General features: G+C 58.0%; 19 protein-coding genes. All 19 read right to left on the reverse strand.

Annotation, left to right across the window (positions count from 1 at the left end):
- Positions 1–60 precede the first annotated feature (60 nt).
- The 19 genes from QLQ16_RS10075 to plsX all read right to left on the reverse strand — a co-directional run bounded on the left by QLQ16_RS10075 (position 61) and on the right by plsX (position 19,043).
- Entirely contained in the window at positions 61–2,010 is a 1,950-nt protein-coding gene (locus QLQ16_RS10075) for an Ig-like domain-containing protein (protein ID WP_283224566.1), read from the reverse strand.
- Between the two features lie 37 nt (positions 2,011–2,047).
- Complete coding sequence (locus tag QLQ16_RS10080; RefSeq protein ID WP_283224567.1) at positions 2,048–3,007, reverse strand: OmpA family protein; 960 nt, start codon at positions 3,005–3,007, stop codon at positions 2,048–2,050.
- Positions 3,008–3,230: 223 nt separating this feature from the next.
- A complete protein-coding gene (locus QLQ16_RS10085; RefSeq protein ID WP_283224568.1) occupies positions 3,231–3,518 on the reverse strand; it encodes a hypothetical protein in 288 nt (95 codons plus the stop codon).
- 18 nt (positions 3,519–3,536) lie between these two features.
- Positions 3,537–4,700, reverse strand: coding sequence for a beta-N-acetylhexosaminidase (gene nagZ, locus QLQ16_RS10090; protein ID WP_283224569.1), 1,164 nt, complete (start codon positions 4,698–4,700; stop codon positions 3,537–3,539).
- A gap of 36 nt (positions 4,701–4,736) precedes the next feature.
- Complete coding sequence (gene acpS / locus QLQ16_RS10095) at positions 4,737–5,135, reverse strand: holo-ACP synthase (RefSeq protein WP_283224742.1); 399 nt, start codon at positions 5,133–5,135, stop codon at positions 4,737–4,739.
- Positions 5,132–5,881: a pyridoxine 5'-phosphate synthase gene (locus QLQ16_RS10100; protein ID WP_283224570.1), complete on the reverse strand. Its 750-nt coding sequence runs from the start codon at positions 5,879–5,881 to the stop codon at positions 5,132–5,134. The genes acpS and QLQ16_RS10100 overlap by 4 nt, the downstream gene beginning before the upstream one ends.
- Positions 5,878–6,627 carry a DNA repair protein RecO gene (gene recO, locus QLQ16_RS10105; RefSeq protein ID WP_283224571.1) on the reverse strand — a complete coding sequence of 250 codons (750 nt, stop codon included), beginning with the start codon at positions 6,625–6,627 and terminating at the stop codon, positions 5,878–5,880. Before recO ends, QLQ16_RS10100 begins: the two co-directional genes overlap by 4 nt.
- 9 nt (positions 6,628–6,636) lie before the next feature.
- Positions 6,637–7,689, reverse strand: coding sequence for a GTPase Era (era, locus tag QLQ16_RS10110; RefSeq protein WP_283224572.1), 1,053 nt, complete (start codon positions 7,687–7,689; stop codon positions 6,637–6,639).
- Positions 7,686–8,372 (reverse strand): ribonuclease III, encoded by a 687-nt coding sequence (rnc, locus tag QLQ16_RS10115; RefSeq protein WP_283224573.1) that lies wholly within the window; start codon positions 8,370–8,372, stop codon positions 7,686–7,688. Before rnc ends, era begins: the two co-directional genes overlap by 4 nt.
- Before the next feature lie 11 nt (positions 8,373–8,383).
- Complete coding sequence (lepB, locus tag QLQ16_RS10120) at positions 8,384–9,349, reverse strand: signal peptidase I (RefSeq protein WP_283224574.1); 966 nt, start codon at positions 9,347–9,349, stop codon at positions 8,384–8,386.
- Positions 9,349–11,157 (reverse strand): translation elongation factor 4, encoded by a 1,809-nt coding sequence (lepA, locus tag QLQ16_RS10125; RefSeq protein ID WP_283224575.1) that lies wholly within the window; start codon positions 11,155–11,157, stop codon positions 9,349–9,351. Before lepA ends, lepB begins: the two co-directional genes overlap by 1 nt.
- Before the next feature lie 495 nt (positions 11,158–11,652).
- Entirely contained in the window at positions 11,653–13,089 is a 1,437-nt protein-coding gene (locus QLQ16_RS10130) for a DegQ family serine endoprotease (RefSeq protein WP_283224743.1), read from the reverse strand.
- A gap of 89 nt (positions 13,090–13,178) precedes the next feature.
- Entirely contained in the window at positions 13,179–13,613 is a 435-nt protein-coding gene (locus QLQ16_RS10135; RefSeq protein ID WP_283224576.1) for a hypothetical protein, read from the reverse strand.
- An 81-nt stretch (positions 13,614–13,694) separates the two neighbouring features.
- Positions 13,695–14,939: a beta-ketoacyl-ACP synthase II gene (gene fabF / locus QLQ16_RS10140; protein WP_283224577.1), complete on the reverse strand. Its 1,245-nt coding sequence runs from the start codon at positions 14,937–14,939 to the stop codon at positions 13,695–13,697.
- A 6-nt stretch (positions 14,940–14,945) separates the two neighbouring features.
- A complete protein-coding gene (gene acpP / locus QLQ16_RS10145) occupies positions 14,946–15,182 on the reverse strand; it encodes an acyl carrier protein (RefSeq protein WP_019427049.1) in 237 nt (78 codons plus the stop codon).
- Positions 15,183–15,245: 63 nt separating this feature from the next.
- Positions 15,246–15,989: a 3-oxoacyl-ACP reductase FabG gene (fabG, locus tag QLQ16_RS10150; protein ID WP_283224578.1), complete on the reverse strand. Its 744-nt coding sequence runs from the start codon at positions 15,987–15,989 to the stop codon at positions 15,246–15,248.
- Positions 15,986–16,936 carry an ACP S-malonyltransferase gene (gene fabD, locus QLQ16_RS10155; protein WP_283224579.1) on the reverse strand — a complete coding sequence of 317 codons (951 nt, stop codon included), beginning with the start codon at positions 16,934–16,936 and terminating at the stop codon, positions 15,986–15,988. Before fabD ends, fabG begins: the two co-directional genes overlap by 4 nt.
- A 68-nt stretch (positions 16,937–17,004) precedes the next feature.
- A complete protein-coding gene (locus tag QLQ16_RS10160) occupies positions 17,005–17,982 on the reverse strand; it encodes a beta-ketoacyl-ACP synthase III (RefSeq protein WP_283224580.1) in 978 nt (325 codons plus the stop codon).
- Entirely contained in the window at positions 17,979–19,043 is a 1,065-nt protein-coding gene (plsX, locus tag QLQ16_RS10165) for a phosphate acyltransferase PlsX (RefSeq protein ID WP_283224581.1), read from the reverse strand. The genes QLQ16_RS10160 and plsX overlap by 4 nt, the downstream gene beginning before the upstream one ends.
- Between the last annotated feature and the right edge of the window lie 37 nt (positions 19,044–19,080).

Below are 19,080 nucleotides of genomic sequence, written 5' to 3' on the forward strand. Positions count from 1 at the left end.
CCGGAACATGCGTCCTGCCCACAGGTGCCGACGGTGTCGGCGTTGAGACCCTGTCCCCGATCAATTCAGGTGGGGGAGTTTGAGGTGGCCATAAGTGGGGGAATTTGGGTGGCCATCAGGGAGTTCATCATTGTTGAATGTAGAGGGAGAGGGAGACGACGACGGTTTCACCTCTATCACTGCTGACTGAAGCTGGAACTCCCACCTTTCATTTTTGTTAACTACGCTGTAGATATTTCCTGCGAGATCTGTATAAGAAATCGAAAAACGATCCTTATCGAATGCCGTTATAGCGTCACCTTGTGCAATCGGAATCACGGAGGAGTACGAAAAAGTACCAGCCTCCGCGACGTCAGTTGGACTGCCTGCTATCAGCTTCAAGCTTTGATAGCGAATATGATCAGTAAATGTCTGGGCACCCTCACTGTAGAAAATTGGGGCCTTCAAATCCACCGTGAACGACTGATCCGTCGATTTCAGAATATTGCCGGCCAAATCAACGATTGAAGCCTTGAGCACATATTGGGTATTGGCTCCTTCACCACCCAATATTTGATTAGTGTTGTTGTAAGTCCATGCGCCATTGGCTTCAACATCGACGTAAGACTGCGACTTGACTTTGCCATCCGTACCCAAAACTTGAACCCGGACTTTGCCTGTGAAACCAGTGTTGCTGTTTCCGATGTTTCCATGGAAAGTGAGCGCTCTTTGATTGGTTAAATAATCTGAACCTGCATTTGGATTTGAAACCAAATCGCCTGAGTCCTGATCAAGCTTCGTCACCGCAATGGTAAATTGCGAATTGGTATCCGGATTGGCATTGGTGTCAATCGTGATCTCTTTTTGAACAAGCTCAGCCCCAACCGCGTTGCCTGCCTTGTCCACCACTTGTGCCTTCAGCTTGTAGGTGCCATCGGCCAACTTCTGGGCCGAGTTATCCCATGACCACCCCCATTGCCCACCCGTATTGACAGGCTCCACATATTGAAAAGCCAGCACTTTACCTGTTGAGTCCAGCAGTTGCAGTTCAACAAGATCCCCGTTCTTTACGAACGTGTTGGTGACCGTCCCTTTGAAAGTCAAGGTGTTGTCCGACGTATTGAAGTCAGACGGACTGACACCAGTATCCGCATCGATAGAGCCAATCTGCACCGAGACGCTTTGGTTGTCACTGTCCGCTGACCTGTCCACCACAAACGAGGGGCCCGCCAACGATTCAGACACATTCCCTGCCGCATCTTTCACCACCACCGAATACGTCACCTCCCCATTGGCCAATGCCCCGTCATCCGGAATCTGCACCACGAATTGACCCTGATCGTTCTTGGTCGTTGAGGTGTACGTTTTGCCTGCAATGGTCACTGTGGCGCTGACTGCATCGGCATCTGCGGTGATCAGCAACCTGGGGGTGTTGTCCGAGGTGATGCTGTCGCTGTTGCTCACGCCCGTGTCATCTTCGGTCGCCAACTTGGCTGCCGTGACTTTGGGTGGCTTTGTGTCGCCTGCGCCTGTACCGCCCCCGCCACCACCTGCCCCGACCAAAGCCAAAGGAGCTGCCCAAATGGGATTGAAGCCTGCTGCAGTCAAGACCCCGACAGCGGCACCCGAAGCCACCACGGGCTCACCGCCGAGCGCCATACCCACGAACTTGCCGCCATCAGACAGGCTAGCCACCGTTGACGATGTCGCGCCAGACTCTGGAATATAGGCGTGGTAAACGCCAGCTTCCGCCTCTCCGATCAAAGCATTGAAGTCGGGGACGGTGTTTTCGAAATAGTCGGTGATCAACAGGTCCGTGGCATTGGAGCCCGAAAAGCTGACACTCAAATCTTTGCCAATGCGCTTGGCCCGGATATTGTCAGGTGCCATGCCTGTGGTTTCATCAACCAGCAAATACTTTGCCGCAGGCTGTGACTTGATTTTGACCGGCTGGTTAGCGGCGGCTGGGATATCAACCGTCGTGGACTTCTCCGAGCCATGGTTAATTTTGACTTTGTAGGATTTTTTCATCGTTCAAGGTGTATTTGTTATTGGGTTTCACGAAGGCTTAGCGCTTGGCGCCAGTGACCACAATTTCAACGCGACGGTTGGGTGCGTGACAAATTTTGTTTTCAGGCGTGCGTTTTCTGCCGCAACTGACTTTGATCAGATGCTCTTCGCCTAAACCCTCCACTTTGAAACCCCGCGTCGGATGGACGCCTCTGGACTTGAGCTGATCAGCAACCACTTGCGCACGCTTCAAGGACAGCTTCTGGTTGAGTTTGGCTGAACCAATGGCGTCGGTATGGCCCACCACGCGGATACGCTCGACTTTGCTGTAATCGCGCAGCAGGTTTTGGACCAGGTTTTCAATCGCGTTGAAACTCGACGCTTTGAAGTCGGCTTTGCCGAACTCAAACAAGGCATCGGTTTCCAGTGCATACAAGCGGGACGGCACAACTTTGGGCGCAGGCACCACCACTGGCGCGGCCAACACGGCTGGTGCAGGAGTTGCTGCAAAGGCAGTTACGGCCGTCACGGTTGCCGGGGTCTGACAAGGCTGTACAAGAGGTGCTCTGGAGACCGTGTGAATTTGCTGGGCGGTCTCCGTCAGATCGCGTCGCGCCTGTTCGCTGGAGACCTCAATCAAGGCACCCCAAGCGTTTGGAGCTTCTGCCACTTTGAGAAACAAGGTTTTGCCCGCTTGGAATGACCAGGGCTGAACCGGCGTGGTGTTGCCCATATGCTGATATTGCGCGTCATTCAGGACAGCATGAATCTCCACCTTGCCAGGGCTTGAACAAAACTCGGTGTAACCACCTTTGAGCAATGACGTGTGATAACGCCCTGCCAGATAGACATTGACCGGCTCTAAGGTTCCCACAGACCGCATGCGGTAAATGATGATGCGTGATTGGTTCAGGGGAGCTGGTTTGATGGAGGCGAATTTTTCACCGAAAACCTCCATGACAGGTGCAGCGGGTCCGCTGCTTTGCACGGGTGTTTGTGCGAACAAAGAGGTGGCCAAGCCAAGCCCCCCTAAAACGCCAACCCATTTTTGGATGCATCGAACAAACGACGCGGGACGCTCTACAAAGTGATCCACCTAAGCTCCTTCGGTCTGACAAGGGAGCTTTAATGTAAATTAATATTTAAGTTTTATTAGAAGAAATTTAGGTATATTTAAATATTACTTTTAGTGAACTGCTGTTGCCAATGCTTGATGAATTTTTCTTCATGCATTGCATGAACTACGGGTTTTCCCTGGGTGCATTGCGCCCCACCAAGTCTTCGCGCACTTCACGCGCCTGCACATCGATCACATCGGAAGAGGTGGGCCCGGCACCACTTTGAAAGCGCTGGCGCATCCCTTGGTATTGCTGCCAAACGATGGCAAGCTGCGGTTTGCGTCCAGTGAGGAGCCAGCGCACAGAGGCATACACGACATAAAGCACAAGTGCTGCCAACATACCCACCAAGAGCAGCATTCCCAAGAGGGTCAACAGCAATCGCAAGATCCAGCGCATCAAGGTTTCCACAAGCATCTTTCTCAAAAATCAAGGCAGCCGGTCGAGCGCCTGCATGTAATCAGCCGAACGCACCAATTCGTCCCAAGCCCGAGCGGGCGAGCGGGGCAAGAGGTTCAGGCGGCGCTCTTCACTGACCTCGTTGGGCTGCCAGTGGCCTTTGACTTGGGCTTCGGCCAATTGGTCGAGCACCTCGTCCAGTTCAGCGCCAGCGTTGACGGCGGAGCGGTTGCACAACAGCGCCAGATCACAGCCCGCTTGCAGCGCGGTGATCACCGCCTCGGTGTAGCTCAGGGTGCGGCCGTCCATCTGGCGGGCAGCCGCCATCGACAGGTCGTCGGTGCAGACCACGCCCTGAAAGCCGAGTTGTCCGCGCAAGATGTCTTGCAGCCAGCGCGGCGAAAAACCAGCCGGGCGGCTGTCGACCTTGCTGTAGATCACATGCGCAGGCATCACGGCGGTGAGCACGCTGGTGAGCCATCGGTAAGGCTGCGCGTCGTCGGCCAGGATGGCTTTGAGGCTGCGCTTGTCGATGGGCAACGCCACATGCGAGTCGGCCTTGACCGCCCCGTGCCCGGGAAAGTGCTTGCCGCAGTTGCCCATACCGGCTTGCAACAGGCCTTGCATCAGGCTGCGGGCCAAGAGGCTCACCACACGCGGGTCGCGGGCAAAGGCGCGGTCGCCAATGACTCCGCTTCGGGAAGCGCCGGGCCGCCCCAAGCTTCCCGAGCCCCCTTGGGGGGCAGCAAGGGCGTGCCCTTGCGTGGGGGCTACATCCAAGTGGTCCAGATCGAGCACGGGTGTGAAGCTGAAATCGACGCCGCAGGCCCGCAATTCGCTGGCCAGAACGAAGCCCGCCGAAGTGGCCGCTTCGCAGGCCTTGAGGACACCCGAGCCGGGTTGGCCTTGGTCGTCATGACCCCACATTTCGCCAATCGCCCGCATGCTGGGCAAATGCGTGAAGCCGTCGGTGCGAAAGCGTTGCACACGGCCGCCTTCGTGGTCCACCGCAATCAGCAAGTCAGGTCGGATGCTTTTGATGTCGGCGCACAAATCACTCAGCTGTGAGCGGCTTTGCCAGTTGCGGCCGAACAGGATCATGCCGCCCACCAAGGGGTTGGCCAGGCGGCGGCGGTCCACGGCGCTGAGGCTGTGGGCTTCGATGTCCAAAATCAGGGGGGCGTGAATGCTCATGGCTTGTCTAGGCAGTTCGGGGTGAACAAGGGGATTTCAAGGCTGGCGGGTTTCCACCACACAAAAGCTGGCGGCGTATTCCGATTCGTCGGTCACGGTGATGTGGGCGCTCAGGTTTTTGGCTTCAAACCAATCCTTGAGCACCCCATGCAGCACGATGACCGGCTGGCCACTGGGCAGTTTGCCGACCTCGCACAAGCGCCAAGTCATGGGCATGCGCATGCCCAGGCCAATCGCTTTGCTGAAGGCCTCTTTGGCCGAAAAGCGTGTGGCGAGGTAACGCACACCGCGCTCGGGCCAGCGGGTGCTGCGGGCTTTCCATGTCGCCATTTCGGCATCCGACAAGACCTTGGCGGCAAAACGTTCGCCGTGCCGGTCCAGGCTGGCCTGGATGCGGCGGATGTCGCAAATGTCGGTGCCGATGCCGTAGATCATTTGTGCAGACAAGCCAGATAAGCCTGCACCGTGGCGGCATAGCCCATCTCCAGCGCGTCGGCGATCAGGGCGTGACCAATCGAAACCTCTTGCAAGCCCTTCACGGCGGTCACAAAGGCCGGCAAATTGTCCCGGTTGAGGTCATGCCCTGCATTGAGACCCAAACCGGCTTGGCTGGCGGCTTGCGCTGCATCGGCATAGCGCTGCAACTGGACGGCGTTGTCGGGCGTGCCCCAGGTGGCCGCATAAGGCTCGGTGTACAGCTCCACGCGGTCGGCGCCCGCAGCACGGGCAGCGGCCATTTGCTCTGGCACAGGATCCATGAACAGGCTCACCCGCACGCCCAGCGCTTTGCACTCATCGATGAGGGGCTTGAGGCGCTGGGCGTCTTGCGGGAAAGTCCAGCCGTGGTCGCTGGTGAACTGGCCTTCGCTGTCGGGCACAAAGGTCACTTGGTGTGGACGCACGGCACGCACGTGGTCCATCAGGTTGTGGAAGGGGTTGCCTTCGATGTTGAATTCTCTGTCGGGCCAGGCTTGCATCAGGGCGTGAAGCTCGCTCACATCGCTGGCGCGGATGTGGCGTTCGTCGGGCCGGGGGTGGATGGTGATGCCCTGTGCGCCCGCTTGCAGGCACAGCTGGGCCGCACGTGTGACGCTGGGGATGCCCAGGTGGCGCGAGTTGCGCAAGAGCGCCACTTTGTTCACGTTCACCGACAGGGCCACGTTGGAGGAGGAATGGGTCATAAGGTTTGAAGGTCCAGCATCATTTGGCGGGTGCGCAATGCACCCACACCGCAATGGTAGTTGAGCATTAGGCGCATGGGGCGTTGTAACTGGATCAGCAAGTCGCCGCAGTCGCGCACCAAAGCCGTCATCGGATGCACGTCGTCCAAAGCGGCTTGCAGCGCCAGCCACTGGCGGCCCGTCAGCGCATGGCGGTCATCGGCCGGCACCCATTGCAGGCCTGCTTCTGGCACCAAGGCATAGTGTTCATCGTCCCCCAAGGATTTGAGGGTGAGGGTCTGGGCATTGAGCGCGGGCAAGAGGCCAATGTCCTTGAGCAAGATCAGCTCAAAGCCGCGCAGGGCCCATTGCAGCGCACTGGGCTCGCCACTGGCCAGCAAACGCACCGCTGCGGCATAGACCTCGAACAAATGTGCGTGCGCATCGTCGCGCACCAACAAGCGCATGAGCAACTCATTGAGGTAGTAGCCCGACAAGAGGGCCTCACCCGTGGGCATGACATGCCCACCCACCCATTCGGCCGACTTGAGGGTGCGGATGTCGCCGTCACCGCCAAAGGTCAGCGATAAGGGCTGCAAGGGCAAGAGCACCGGACGAAAACTGGAACTGGGGCGCTTGGCCCCTTTGGCCACCACCGCCACACGGCCATGGTGGCGAGTGAAAACTTCCAGGATCAGACTGGTTTCGCTCCAGTCGTAGCGGTGCAGCACATAAGCTGGCTCATCCGCGATCCGTTGGGTCGCCATGTGGGGTGTTTATTCGTAGCCGAAGGAGCGCACGCGGGCTTCGTCATCGGCCCAGCCCGAACGCACTTTGACCCACAGCTCGATGAAGACCTTGGCGTCCAATAGCTTTTCCAGCTCCATGCGGGTCTCGGTGCCGATGCGCTTGAGCTTTTCACCCTTGTCACCGATCACCATGGCCTTGTGGCCTTCGCGCTCGACCACGATGGTGGCCGCAATGCGCAGCATGCGTTTGGAGGTGCGGCCGGGCTCTTCGTCAAACTTGTCGATCACCACCGTGGAGGTGTAAGGCAGTTCGTCCCCCGTCAGACGGAAAAGCTTTTCGCGCACCATTTCACTGGCCAGGAATTTCTCGCTGCGGTCGGTGAGTTCGTCTTCGCCGTGCCACCAGGCTTGCTCGGGCAGGTATTTCTCGCAAACACCGAGCAAGCGTTCGATGTCTTTGGGCTGCTTGGCCGACATGGGAAAAAACTCGGTGAAGGCGTGACGCTCTTGCATCTCGCCCAACCAAGGGGCGATGTCACCGCGGCGGTGCACGTTGTCGAGTTTGTTGGCCACCAGCAAGACCGGGATGCCGGGCTTGAGCAGGGCCAAGACCTTGGCGTCTGCCGTGGTGAAGCTGCCCGCTTCGACCACGAACAAGACCAGGTCCACATCGCCCACCGCGCCCACCACGGTTTTGTTCAGCGACTTGTTGAGCGCTGTGCCGTGGATGGTCTGAAAGCCGGGCGTGTCGACAAACACAAACTGGTTGGCGCCTTGCGTGCGGATGCCGGTGATGCGGTGGCGCGTGGTCTGGGCCTTGCGCGAGGTGATGCTGATCTTTTGGCCCACCAAGGCATTGAGCAAAGTTGATTTGCCCACGTTGGGCTTGCCCACAATGGCCACCAGGCCGCAGCGCTGCCCCTCAACGGCCACAGGTGCGGCCAGAGGCTCCACGGGCAACGCGGCAGCTTCTGCGCTGTCACGCGGCTGGATGGTCACGCCAGCGATCTGGACCGGGCGGCGCACGATCTGTTCATGCGCGGTGCGCTCGGCTTCGCCAGGTTTCTTGTCGGTGCTCATGCGGCGCTTTCTGATTTGAGGGTGTTCAACATGGCCGCGGCTGCGGCCTGTTCGGCTGCGCGGCGCGATGCGCCCGTGCCTTGTTCTGTTTTTCGCAATTCGGTCACTTCGCACGAGACTTCAAACACCTGCCGATGGGCGGCACCCGAGGTGCCGATGACGGTGTATTTGGGCAAGGCCAATTTGCGGCCTTGCAGCCATTCTTGCAATTCGGTTTTGGGGTCTTTGCCCACCGCTTGCATGTCGGGTTTGATGTCCACTTTTTCGAACAAGCGCTCCACCAAGGCTTGGGCGTCTTTGTAGCCACCGTCCAAGTACACCGCCCCGATGATGGCCTCCAAGGCATCGGCCAAGATGGAAGGCCGGTTTTGACCGCCAGAGCGCATCTCGCCCTCGCCCAAACGGATCACAGAGGGCAAGTCCAGCGTCTTGGCCAATTGGTGCAAAGTGTCTTGCTTGACCAAGTTGGCCCGCACACGGGACAAATCACCCTCGGGCAGTTGCGCCAGCTGCACATACAGCATGTGCGCTACCGACAGGTTCAAGACCGAGTCGCCCAAAAACTCCAGGCGCTCGTTGTGATCTGCGCTGAAACTGCGGTGCGTGACCGCCTGCTGCAATAAGCCAGGCTGGCGAAACGCGTAACCCAGGCGAATTTGCAAAGCGGACAGGAGTTCGGACATGGGCAGCGCCATCAATCAAAAGCGCCGATGCGCTTGAGGTTGCCAAAGTTCATCCAGACCAAGAAGGCTTTGCCCACGATGTTGGCATCGGGCACGAAACCCCAGTAACGGGAGTCGGCCGAGTTGTCGCGGTTGTCACCCATCATGAAATAGTGGCCCGCAGGCACTTTGCAGCGCACACCTTCGACGGTGTACTGGCAGTTTTCACTGAAGGGGAAAGGGTCCACACCTGGCACAAATGCAGGACGGTCGTTGTCCATGATCGCTTGATGCGGCTTGCTGCCCAGCTTCTCGCTGAAGTGCTTGAAGTAGCGCATGGTCGATTCGTCGAAATAATCGGGCAAGGCTTGGGTCTCGATGGGCTGGCCATTGAGGGTGAGCCTTTTGTTCAGATAAGCCACCTCGTCGCCCGGCACACCCACCACGCGCTTGATGTAGTCCACACTGGGTTTGGGTGGGTAGCGAAACACCATCACATCACCGCGCTGCACAGGCGTGCCTTCGGTCAGCTTGGTGTTGAGCACCGGCAAGCGAATGCCGTAGTGGAACTTGTTCACCAAGATCAAATCGCCAATTTGCAGCGTCGGGATCATCGAGCCCGAAGGGATCTTGAAGGGCTCGAACAAAAACGAGCGCAAGATGAACACCACCACAATGACGGGGAAAAGGCCCGCCGTCCAATCGAGCCACCAAGGCTGCATCAGCAGCTTGTCGCGCGCGTCCTGGATGTCGGTGTCGATTTTCTCGATGCCCATCTTGTTGAGATCAAGGCGGCGCTGGGCGGCTTGCGCTTCGAGTTGCTCAGCCGCTTGTTGGCGGCGCGGCAAGAACACGAAACGCTCGGCCAACCAGTAGACCCCGGTGATGACCGTGGCCATGAACAAGAGCAGTGCGAAGTTGCCCTCGATGAAACCGAGGTACCAGCTGCCGGCATAGCCGACAAAAGCGGCCAACACCAAAGACGTCAAAAACTGCATCAATCTTCCACCTGCAAAATCGCCAAGAACGCCTCTTGGGGCACCTCGACCGAGCCAATCTGTTTCATCCGCTTTTTACCCGCTTTTTGTTTTTCGAGCAGTTTGCGTTTGCGGGTGATGTCGCCACCGTAGCACTTGGCCAACACGTTCTTGCGCAAGGCCTTGATGGTTTCACGGGCAATGATGTTGGCGCCAATGGCCGCCTGGATGGCCACGTCGAACATCTGGCGGGAAATGATCTCGCGCATCTTGGCCGCCACGGCGCGACCGCGGTACTGCGCCTGGGTGCGGTGCACGATGATGGACAGCGCATCGACCTTTTCGCCGTTGAGCATGATGTCGACTTTGACCACGTCCGACGCACGGTATTCCTTGAACTCGTAGTCCATGGAGGCATAACCTCGGCTGACCGATTTGAGCTTGTCAAAAAAGTCGAGCACGATCTCGCCCAATGGCATCTCGTAGGTCAACATCACTTGCCGGCCGTGGTAGGCCATGTTCATCTGAACGCCGCGCTTGAGGTTGGCCAGCGTCATGACGGGGCCCACATAGTCTTGCGGCATGTACAGGTGCACCGTCACGATGGGCTCGCGGATCTCTTGCAGCTTGCCCTGATCGGGCATCTTGGAGGGGTTTTCCACCATGATGACTTCACCGTCGCCTTTGACCACTTCATAGACCACGCTGGGTGCGGTGGTGATCAGGTCTTGGTCGAACTCGCGCTCCAGACGCTCTTGCACGATTTCCATGTGCAGCAAACCGAGGAAGCCGCAACGAAAGCCAAAACCCAGCGCTTGCGACACTTCAGGTTCGTAGTGCAGCGAGGCGTCGTTGAGCTTGAGCTTTTCGAGGGCGTCGCGCAAGGCGTCGTACTGGTTGGCTTCGGTCGGGTACAAACCGGCAAACACCTGCGGCTGGATTTCCTTGAAACCAGGCAAAGCTTCAGTGGCGGGGCCCATGTTGTTGGGCAGCTTTTTCTCCAGCGTCACGGTGTCGCCCACTTTGGCGGCCTGCAACTCCTTGATGCCCGCGATGATGTAGCCCACCTCACCGGCCTTGAGCGCGTCGCGTGGCTGGTTGGCGGGGGTGAACACACCCAGGCTGCCCGCTTCATAGACAGCATTGCTGGCCATCATGCGGATGCGTTCGTTTTTGAGCAGCTGGCCGTCCACCACGCGCACCAACATGACCACACCGACGTAGCTGTCAAACCAGCTGTCGATGATCATCGCCCGCAAAGGCGCGTCAGGGTTGCCTGTGGGCGCAGGCACCTTGGCCACGATGGCTTCTAAGATTTCATCAATGCCCATGCCGGTCTTGGCCGAGCAAGGAATCGCGTCTGTCGCATCGATGCCGATCACATCTTCCACTTCTGCTCGCGCGTTGTCAGGATCGGCGTTGGGCAAATCCATCTTGTTGAGCACCGGCACCACTTCCACGCCCAAATCGAGTGCGGTGTAGCAGTTGGCCACGGTCTGCGCTTCCACGCCTTGACTGGCATCGACCACCAACAAAGCACCTTCACAGGCCGACAGCGAGCGCGACACTTCATAAGAGAAGTCCACGTGTCCAGGCGTGTCGATCAGATTGAGGTTGTAGATCTGGCCATCTTTGGCTTTGTATTGCAGCGCAGCGGTTTGGGCCTTGATGGTGATGCCGCGCTCTTTCTCGATGTCCATCGAGTCAAGCACCTGGGCTTCCATGTCACGCGCTTCCAAACCTCCGCAACGCTGAATCAAGCGATCGGCCAGCGTGGATTTGCCGTGGTCAATGTGCGCAATGATCGAAAAATTTCTGATGTGATTCATCAACGAAGGTCTGCAAGTAGGTGTGGATCAATGATCCGAAAAAGAAAAAAGGGCGCGTCTTTTGAATGACGCGCCCTGAACCAACAATCTATGGCAACTGCGATAGTTGGGACTTCATTGTAGGCAAATTGCCTGGTTCGCAAAGCCCCCAAATCGCTTCAGACCGGTCGTTGCTGCTGTGCAACATGAAAATTATCCACAACTTATGCACAAGCCATCGAATATTTCATGGAACAACTTGTGGAAGGTCTGTGAATCAACGGTGGATTCATCCGGTGAATCTCGCATCGTGAATTCGTACCTGTCTGATATGCCATGAATTCATGGTCAAGACGTCTGATTTTATCCAAATTCGTTATGAGAACCCATAGAAGTTAGCGTTCGCCCACATGCAAAGATTGACATCCATGGTCGAAAAAAATATTTCTATCCCCCCTGAACCCGGTGGAAATAACCCAGCAAAGCCGCGGGGCTCTTGACAATCACCGCGCCCATTCATTTGGCAGGTCGGATCAAGACGTACTGAGCGGCATCGCCCCGGCGGATCAACAAGCTCACCGGACGGCTTTTGTCGAGCTTGGCCACCACCGACTCGAACTCCTTGACATTGACCACTTCCATATTGGCCACGGCCAGGATGAGGTCGCCCTCTTGAATTCCCGCTCGCGCTGCGGCATCACTGGCACTGTCGACCACCACACCCCCGCGCACCCGCGCCTCTTTTTTCTGGGCGGCGCTCAGGTCACTGACCACCAACCCGAAACTGGAAGCTTTCGTCGGAGCGGATTTTTTCTCAGTGACAGGGGCCTCGGCCTTTTCCGCTTCGATTTCGGCCACCGTGATGCTCAGCTCCTTGCTGGCACCGCGGCGAAACACCGTGATCGGCGCGCGTGTGCCCGGCTTGGTGTTGCCCACCCAGCGCGGCAGGTCCGACATTTTTTCGATCGTTTTGCCGTCGAACCTGGTGATGATGTCGCCCGCCTCAATGCCCGCCTTGTCGGCAGGGGCACCCTCTTCCACGCCGCGCACCAAGGCACCCTGTGCTTTACCCAAGCCAATCGACTCGGCCACCTCTTTGGTCACCGGTGCAATCTGCACACCGATGCGGCTGCGGGTCACACGGCCTGTTGCCCGCAGTTGATCGCTCACGCGAATGGCTTCATCCATCGGAATGGCAAAGGAAATGCCCATGAACCCACCCGAGCGGGAATAGATCTGGCTGTTGATGCCCACCACTTCACCGCGCATGTTGATCAATGGGCCGCCTGAGTTGCCAGGGTTGATCGCCACATCGGTCTGAATGAAGGGCAGGTACTCGCCCGTGTCACGCTGCTTGGCGCTCACGATGCCGGCCGTCACCGAGTTTTCAAGCCCAAATGGTGACCCGATGGCCATGACCCACTCGCCCACTTTGAGGCGACTGACATCGCCCACTTTGACGGCCGGCAAACCCGTCGCCTGAATTTTGACCACTGCGACATCGGTGCGTTTGTCCGCCCCAACGATGCGGGCCTTGAATTCGCGCTTGTCGGTCAGCGTCACCATCACTTCATCAGCGCCATCGACGACATGGGCATTGGTCATGATGAAACCATCCGAACTCAGGATAAAACCCGAGCCTACACCGCGAGGTTGTGCTTCTTCAGGCGATTGTTGGCGATTGGGCCGGGGTGACTGGCGCGGCACATTGGGCATGGGGGTGCCAAAAAAGCGCCTGAACAACTCCTGCATTTCTTCGTCTGGACCTCCAGCGCCTGCCGCATTGGTGCGCACCTTTTCCAAGGTCCTTATGTTCACCACCGATGGACCCACCTGCTCCACCAACTCTGTGAAATCGGGCAGGCCGCGCACCGCTGATGCGGCATTTTGAGCCCAGGCTGCTTGAGGCAAGCCAACACCAGCAGCTCCCCACAAGAGCAAAGCGCCCGACATGGCCAGTGCATATTTCTTCAATGCCATTTTCAACATCGATTCATCCCTTGATTTGAAACCCTGCGCAGTGTTGCGCCCAGTGTGAAGACTCATATTTTCAGCGGCGAAGCGCGCCTGAGCTCAGGTCTTGCATCGCCCATGGGGCGCGAATATACAGCGCAACGAAAACCATGCCAAGACAAGGGCATGGTGGCGCGATGGAGCAAAGCAAACTGTCGGCGAAGGGGGGCTCTAACAGGGGCATTTAAACCTTGGCAAACCACAAAGAGGCTGTGCCCCGTGTCCAGCAACACGTGCACATGAACGGGGTGTTCATGGCGCTGAAGATCTTGCCAATGCCAGCCCTGACCATCCCAGAGCAGTTGACCTTCAGAAAGAAAATCGCGTTTCGCCAAGACCATGGCAGTGGTCACCGAGATGAGCCAACACATCAGCGCCATGATCTCTAAAAAGCCCTTGTTCTGGCTGAGCTCTCGCCAAGCCAACAAAGCGACTGCGGACAGCACTGCCAAAAGCCAGCTCAAGCGCGCTCCCCAAACAAAACGCCCCACCGGGTAAACCACAGGCGGGGCGTTGTGCATGGCGCGAACCTTGACTTGGACTCGTCAGATGCGTTTGAACACCAGAGAGCCGTTGGTACCGCCGAAGCCGAAGTTGTTTTTCAGGGCCACGTCGATTTTCATGTCGCGCGCCGTGTTGGCGCAGTAGTCCAGATCGCACTCGGGATCGGGGTTGAGCAGGTTGATCGTTGGTGGCACTTTTTGATGGTGCAAAGCCAACACGGTGAACACGCTCTCAATACCGCCTGCACCACCCAAAAGGTGACCGGTCATGGACTTGGTTGAGCTGACCACGGTTTTGTACGCATGATCGCCCAAAGCCGCCTTGATGGCATTGGTTTCGTTGATGTCACCCAGCGGCGTGGAGGTGCCGTGAGCGTTGAGGTAATCGATCTGGTCGGCATTGACGCCGGCGTTGCGCATCGCATTGATCATGGCGCGGCGTGGGCCGTCCATGCTCGGCGCGGTCATGTGACCGGCGTCAGCGCTCATGCCATAACCACCCAGCTCGGCATAAATTTTGGCGCCGCGTGCTTTGGCGTGTTCGTACTCTTCGAGCACCATCACGCCAGCACCTTCGCCCAAGACAAAACCATCTCGGTCTTTGTCCCAAGGACGTGAAGCCGCTGTGGGGTCGTCATTGCGTGTCGACAAGGCCCGCATGGCGGCAAAACCACCGACACCTAAGGGCGAAACGCAAGCTTCGGAGCCACCCGCAATCATCACATCCGCGTCGCCGTATTCGATCAAACGACCGGCTTCGCCAATGCTGTGCAAGCCTGTGGTGCATGCGGTCACAACGGCCAAATTGGGGCCTTTGAAACCACTGCGCATCGAGACATGACCTGAAATCATGTTGATGATCGAGGCTGGCACGAAAAATGGAGAAATTCGACGCGCGCCGCGCGCTGTGTATTCGGTGTGGGTGTCTTCGATCAGCGGCAAGCCGCCGATGCCCGAACCAATCACCACACCAATGCGGCAGGCCTCGTCTTCCGTCAGGGCTTCGCCTGTCAGCAGACCGGCGTCTTGGATCGCCTGTGTTGCTGCAGCAATGCCGAAGTGGATAAAACGGTCCATCGTCCGAGCTTCTTTGCTCGAAATGTAGGACTCAAGATCAAAGTTCTTGACTTCACCCGCAAACTTGCAAGCTATGGCTGAAGCATCAAAACGTGTGATCGGGGCAATGCCGGACTGACCGGCAATGAGGCTGGACCATGCATCGGCGACCGTGTTGCCCACGGGGCTGATGCATCCCAAACCCGTGACAACAACGCGGCGCCGGGTCATCGTCGATCAGGCCTTCTTGCTTTGGGCGTAGTCGATCGCAGCTTGCACCGTGGTGATTTTTTCTGCGTCTTCGTCAGGAATCTCGATGCCAAACTCGTCTTCGAGTGCCATCACCAGTTCCACTGTGTCCAAGGAGTCGGCACCCAGATCGGCCACAAAGGCTTTTTCGTTGGTGACTTGTGACTCTTCAACGCCGAGTTGTTCAGCAATGATTTTCTTGACACGTGCTTCGATATCGCTCATGGGGTCCCTCTGAGGGTTGTGAAAAATGAAGATTTTACCTGTCTGGAAGGGGTTTCCAGAAAATCAGGCCATGAACATGCCACCATTGACATGCAATTCTTGACCTGTGACATAGCCCGCGTGCGTTCCGGCCAGGTACGCGACCGCGTGGGCGATGTCTTCAGGCTTGCCCAAATGGCCCAGAGGAATCTGGCCCAGCAAGGCTTTTTGTTGTTCTTCGGGCAAGCTCGCGGTCATGTCGGTCTCAATGAAACCAGGGGCCACGCAGTTCACGGTGATGTTGCGACTGCCCAACTCGCGTGCCAGCGCACGGGTCATGCCCGCCACACCGGCCTTGGCAGCGGCGTAGTTGGCCTGGCCGGGGTTGCCGGAGGCGCCCACCACGCTGGTGATGCTGATGATGCGGCCATAGCGCTGCTTCATCATGGGACGGATCACCGCGCGGCTCATGCGAAAGACTGCCTTGAGGTTGGTGTCGAGCACCGCATCCCAATCATCGTCTTTCATGCGCATGGCCAAGGTGTCGCGGGTGATGCCCGCGTTGTTGACCAGCACTTGCAGGCCGCCGTGCTCTTTGACGATGGCATCGATCAGGGCTTCGCCAGCGGCCGCGTCATTGACATTCAAGTTCGCACCGCGACTGCCGGGGAAGGCCGACAGGGCCTGGCTGATCTTGGCAGCACCGTCATCGCTGGTGGCGGTGCCAATGACCACAAAACCTTGTTGCGCCAGATGCAAGGCAATAGATGCCCCAATGCCGCGCGATGCACCGGTGACCAGTGCAATTTGTTTTTGGGCTTCGCTCATGCCAGCAATCCTTTGATTTCAGACAGGGTGGCGGGGTCGTACAAGGCCACGCCATTCAATTCAGCATCGATCCGCTTGGTCATGCCCGCCAGCACCTTGCCGGGGCCGCATTCGACCAGGGTGCTCACGCCACGGGCCTTGATGGCCTGCACGCACTCGACCCAGCGAACGGGGCCAAAAGCCTGACGGTACAGCGCGTCGCGGATGCGGTCGGCATCGGATTCGATGGCCACATCGATGTTGTTGAGCACCGGAATCTGGGGCACACCCAAAGTCAGTGTGGCGAGCTTCTCACGCAGCTTTTCGGCTGCCGGCTTCATCAGGCTCGAATGGAAAGGTGCCGACACGGGCAAGAGCAGTGCACGCTTGGCGCCCATGCTTTTGAGCACTTCGCAGGCTTTATCGACTGCAGCCTTGCTGCCCGCGATCACGGTTTGCGCTGCATCGTTGAAATTCACGGCTTCCACGACTTCAACGCTGTCTGCGGCAAATGTGGCTTGGGCTTGTTTACAGCCCTCAATGACTTTGTCGGAAGCCAGGCCCAAAATCGCGGCCATCGCGCCCACGCCCACGGGCACGGCTTCTTGCATGGCGGCAGCGCGCAGGCGCACCAGGGGAGCGGCTTGCGTCAAAGTCAACACACCGGAAGCCACCAAGGCGCTGTATTCACCCAAGGAGTGACCCGCCACCACGGAAGGCTTGGCGCCGCCCTCGGCCAGCCAGGCACGGTAAGCAGCAACGGCCGACACCAACATCACGGGCTGGGTGTTGGTGGTCATGGCCAGCGCTTCTTTGGGACCTTCATGGATCAATTTGGCCACGTCTTCGCCCAGTGCGTCCGAGGCTTCTTTCAGGGTTTCGAGCACCACGGGATGATCACCCCAAGCGTCCAGCATGCCCACAGATTGCGAGCCCTGGCCGGGAAAAACAAAAGCAAATGTTGTCATGTGCAAATTGGGTATCTGTAAAGAATCCGGGTGAGCGTGCCGAGCATCGCTGACCCGAGCCTGTCAAATCAATAACGCAGGAGCACCGAGCCCCAAGTGAAGCCGCCACCCACGCCTTCGAGCATGAGGGTCTGACCGCGCTGGATGCGGCCATCGCGCACGGCGGTGTCCAGCGCCAGCGGGATCGAAGCGGCCGAGGTGTTGCCGTGCTGATCGACCGTCACCACCACCTTGTCGGTGCTCAGCTTGAGCTTTTTGGCGGTGCTTTGCATGATGCGGATGTTGGCCTGGTGAGGGATCAGCCAATCAATGTCGGCATCGGTCAGGTTGGCTTTGGCCAGACTGGCACGGGCGGTTTCTTCGAGCACGCCCACCGCCAGCTTGAAAACGGCCTGGCCGTCCATCTTGAGGACGGGGTCACCCAAAATGCTGCCCCGGTTGACGTGACCGGGCACGCACAGGATGTCCTTGTGCTTGCCATCGGCATGCAAATCAGTGGCCAAAATGCCCGGCTTGTCGGAAGCTTCCAAAATGACCGCGCCTGCGCCGTCACCAAACAACACGCAGGTGGTGCGGTCCTTGAAGTCGAGGATGCGGCTGAACACCTCCGCGCCAATCACCAAGGCGCGCTTGGCCGAACCCGACTGGATCATCGAATCGGCAATCGTCAGTGCGTAAATGAAGCCACTGCACACCGCTTGCACGTCAAATGCAGGACAGCCTGCGGTGCCCAGTTTGTGCTGGACCATGGTCGCCACCGAGGGGAACACCATGTCTGGCGTGGATGTGGCCACAATGATCAGGTCAAGCTCGTCGGCAGAAATGCCTGCGGCGGTCAAAGCCCTGCGCGCAGCTTCGGTTGCCAGATCGCTGCTTCCTTGGGCATCGGCAGCGAAGTGGCGGGCACGGATGCCCGTGCGCTCCACGATCCAATCGTCAGAGGTTTCAACACCTTGCTGCGCCAACTCGGCAGCCAGGTCGGCGTTGGTCAGGCGTTTTTCGGGCAGGTAACTGCCCGTGCCCAAGATGCGGGAATAAATTCTCATGGTGTGGTGACCGCTGCTTCTGCCCGATCGGCTTGCGCCCCCATCAACAAGGGGGCGGCATGCGCGATGCGTTCACGAACGCGATCCAGCAATTGGTTTCGGGCTGCATCATAAGCCCGGTTCAAGGCTGTCTCAAAAGCAATCTCGTCGGCCGAGCCGTGGCTCTTGAACACCAGCCCGCGCAAGCCCAGCAAAGCCGCACCGTTGTAACGGCGATGATCAACACGATTTTTAAATGCAGATAAGACTGGATAAGCCAAAATGGCTGCAATCTTCGTGAAGATATTGCGAGAAAACTCAGTTTTAAGGAAGCCACCGATCATGGTGGCCAAGCCTTCGCTGGCCTTCAGGGCCACATTACCGACAAAGCCGTCACAGATGACGATGTCGACCGTGCCTTTGAAAATATCGTTGCCTTCCACGTTCCCGTGGAAGTTCAAATCACCCGCATTGCCTGCAGATCGCAACAATTCGCCAGTTTTTTTGATGATTTCATTGCCCTTAATGGCTTCTTCACCGATGTTGAGCAAACCCACCGTGGGGTTTTGCTTGTCCTGCAGGACGGAAACCAAGGCCGAACCCATCACCGCAAACTGCAGCAAGTGCTCTGGTGTGCAGTCCACATTGGCCCCCAGGTCGAGCATGGTGGTCCCGCCACCTTTGAAGTTGGGCATTTGGCCTGCAATGGCTGGGCGGTCAATGCCGTCCATGGTCTTGAGCACATAACGGGCAATGGCCATCAAAGCGCCCGTGTTGCCTGCCGAGACGGCAGCACCCGCCTTGCCATCGCGCACCTGCTCGATGGCGATGCGCATGGAGGAGTCTTTTTTCTTGCGCAGTGCAATTTCCAGCGGATCGTCCATCTCCACCACTTCGGTGGCGGGCACCACATGGGCGCGAGGATCCGACAAAGCACTCAAGGCCTCCGGACGCCCCACCAAAAGCAAATGGGCATCGGGATGTGTCAACAGGAAGCGTCGGCATGCAGCCAGCGTGACGCGCGGACCGTGGTCACCGCCCATGCAATCGACTGCCACAGTGATCGGGGTAGGCGAGGTCATGGCATCCTTGAGCTCAAAACAGAAATAAACAAATCAA

It is taken from the genome of Limnohabitans lacus (assembly GCF_030053395.1).
GTDB lineage: Bacteria > Pseudomonadota > Gammaproteobacteria > Burkholderiales > Burkholderiaceae_C > Limnohabitans_A > Limnohabitans_A lacus.